Below are 2,185 nucleotides of genomic sequence, written 5' to 3'. Positions count from 1 at the left end.
GGGGGGGGTTTTTTTGGCGGCGCCGGGGGGCGTGGGGGGGGGGGGGGGGGGGCCCCCCCCCCACGTCGCCGAAGCGCTCCACGGTCAGCCCGGGCAGGCCATCGCTTTCGCCAAACACCAGTCGGTAGTAAGGCTCGGGGTACAGGCGCTCGCGGAGCGACAGCGCCACTTTCAGGCGATGGACCACCAGCGAGCGATCCAGAGCATGGCCGGCGCGATCCACCAAGCGCGCCGCGATCAGCGTCGAGGGATTCACATAGCCCGTGCCCAGCGGCTTGCCGCCCGCTTCCAGGATCATCACCGGATCGCCGGGCTGGAAGCCGGTCAAGGGCGTGCGCGCGACGTCCACCTCGTTGCTGAACACCCACAGGTGGCCGGCGCGCAGGCGGCGCTCTTCCCCGCGCCTCAGGACAAGCGCGGGGTAATCAAGGGAAAGGGACATGCTGGCCGCCAATGGACATCGGTGGCCAGTATCGCAGGGACGGCCCGGTCAGGTGGGGCGGCGTTTCTTTCGTTGCGACAGGATGTTCAGGGTTTCCACGCCGGCCGAGAAGGCCATTGCGAAATACAGGAACTTGCGGTCGATGTGCACGCCGAAGCCGTCGGCCACCAGGGCCGCGCCCACCAGGATGATGAACGTCAGCGCCAGCATCTTCACCGTGGGGTGCCGGTCGATGAAGTCGCCGATGGGGTTGGCCGCGAAGATCATCACCGCCACCGCTATCAGGATGGCGCCCACCATCACCCACTTGTTGTCCACCATGCCCACCGCGGTGATCACCGAGTCCAGCGAAAACACGATGTCGATGATCGCGATCTGGGCTATCACGTAGCCGAACACCGCCGAAGGCTTGGTGCTGATGTCTTCTTCATCGCCACGACCCTCGACCGAATCGTGGATTTCCATGGTCCCCTTCACCAGCAGGAACAGGCCGCCGGCAATCAGCACGAGGTCGCGAACCGAGAAGTCGTGGCCGAACAGGCTGAAGACATTGGTCTGCATGCTGGCCAGGAAAGCCAGCGACAGCAGCAGCATGATGCGGGTGACGCAGGCCAGCGCCAGCCCGAACTTGCGCGCCATGGGCCGCTGCTCGGGCGGCAGCTTGCTGACCGCGATGGAGATGAAGACCAGGTTGTCGATGCCCAGCACGATCTCCAGCGTAGCCAGGGTCAGCAGGGCGATCCAGATTTCAGTGCTGAACAACCATTCCATCGGTTCGCCTCAATGCAGGACCCGGGGCAGCAGGATGAGGCCCCAGCAAATCAGAACGTTCATGTCGCACAGGAATACCGCGGCCGAGCCCATGTCCTTGGCGCGACCGGCCAGCTCATTGTGTTCGGCGCCCCAGCGGTCCACCACGGCCTCCACGGCGGAGTTGAGCACCTCCACCACCAGCACCAGCATAAGCGACCCGATCAGCACGGCGCGCTCCACGCCGCTCTGGCCCCACCAGTAGCCCAGGGGCGCCAGCATTACGAACAGATAGACCTCGAGCCGGAACGACGACTCCAGGTCCCAGGTGGAGCGCAGCCCCTTCATTGACCACGTGAACGCCTTCCAGACCCGGAACGGACTGCGGGGCGAATGGGTACCGCTGCTGTCGGCCATGGGCAGGCTAAGGTCAATGGGGAATCAACACACCATTTTGCCACAAGCCACGGCCCACCCCCGGGCGCAGGCTACGGCTCCCTTGTGTCCGCCGGGGGGCCGCCCCAACATCTGGCATTACCCCCAAGAACCGGAGCTGTCCATGTTCAACCCCGAGCAACTGCTGGGCCAGCTGATGGGCGACGCGATGTGGGGCCGCCGGGGGGGCGGAATGCGAAACAACAAACGCGGCAGCAGCGGGCTGGGCGGCCTTCTGGGCGGCAGCAGCGGCGGCGGACTGGGTGGCATGGTGGGCGGCCTGTCGGGCGGCACCAAGGCCAAGCTGGGCCTGGGCCTGCTGGGCATCGCCGTGGCGGCCTACCAGCACTACCAGCAGCCGGCAGCGCCCCAGGCGGTGATGGGCAGCACGATGCCGCCCCCGCCGCCGACCGGCCTGGGTTCGGCGATGCCGCCCCCGCCCCCGGCCGCAGCGCCCTCCCCGGCCCGGGTGGAGCACGCCATGCACCTGCTGCGCGCCATGATCACCGCCGCCCATGCCGACGGCCTGATCGATGCCGGCGAACGTGAGGCGGTGCT

The 2,185-nt window shown here is 67.2% G+C and carries 3 protein-coding genes and 1 pseudogene; 1 reads left to right on the top strand and 3 read right to left on the bottom strand.

The features are described 5' to 3' along the window. From K0M70_RS10700 to K0M70_RS10690, 3 genes and pseudogenes are all read right to left on the bottom strand, one after another. Positions 1-442 (bottom strand): annotated as a pseudogene (locus tag K0M70_RS10700) (hypothetical protein); the annotation flags it as partial. Positions 443-490: 48 nt separating this feature from the next. Continuing rightward, positions 491-1,213, bottom strand: coding sequence for a TerC family protein (locus tag K0M70_RS10695; protein WP_290781852.1), 723 nt, complete (start codon positions 1,211-1,213; stop codon positions 491-493). 9 nt (positions 1,214-1,222) lie between these two features. Then, the gene (locus K0M70_RS10690) at positions 1,223-1,609 is read right to left on the bottom strand and encodes a diacylglycerol kinase (RefSeq protein WP_290781851.1); all 387 of its coding nucleotides are present in this window, start codon (positions 1,607-1,609) and stop codon (positions 1,223-1,225) included. A gap of 142 nt (positions 1,610-1,751) precedes the next feature. Between K0M70_RS10690 and K0M70_RS10685 the strand changes: the two genes are divergently transcribed. Beyond that, a partial coding sequence (locus K0M70_RS10685) for a DUF533 domain-containing protein (protein WP_290781850.1) occupies positions 1,752-2,185 on the top strand: 434 nt, incomplete at its 3' end.

The sequence above is a fragment of the Arenimonas sp. genome, assembly GCF_019459675.1.
Taxonomy (GTDB): Bacteria; Pseudomonadota; Gammaproteobacteria; order Xanthomonadales; family Xanthomonadaceae; genus Arenimonas.
This window is presented reverse-complemented; position numbering and strand designations above follow the sequence as displayed.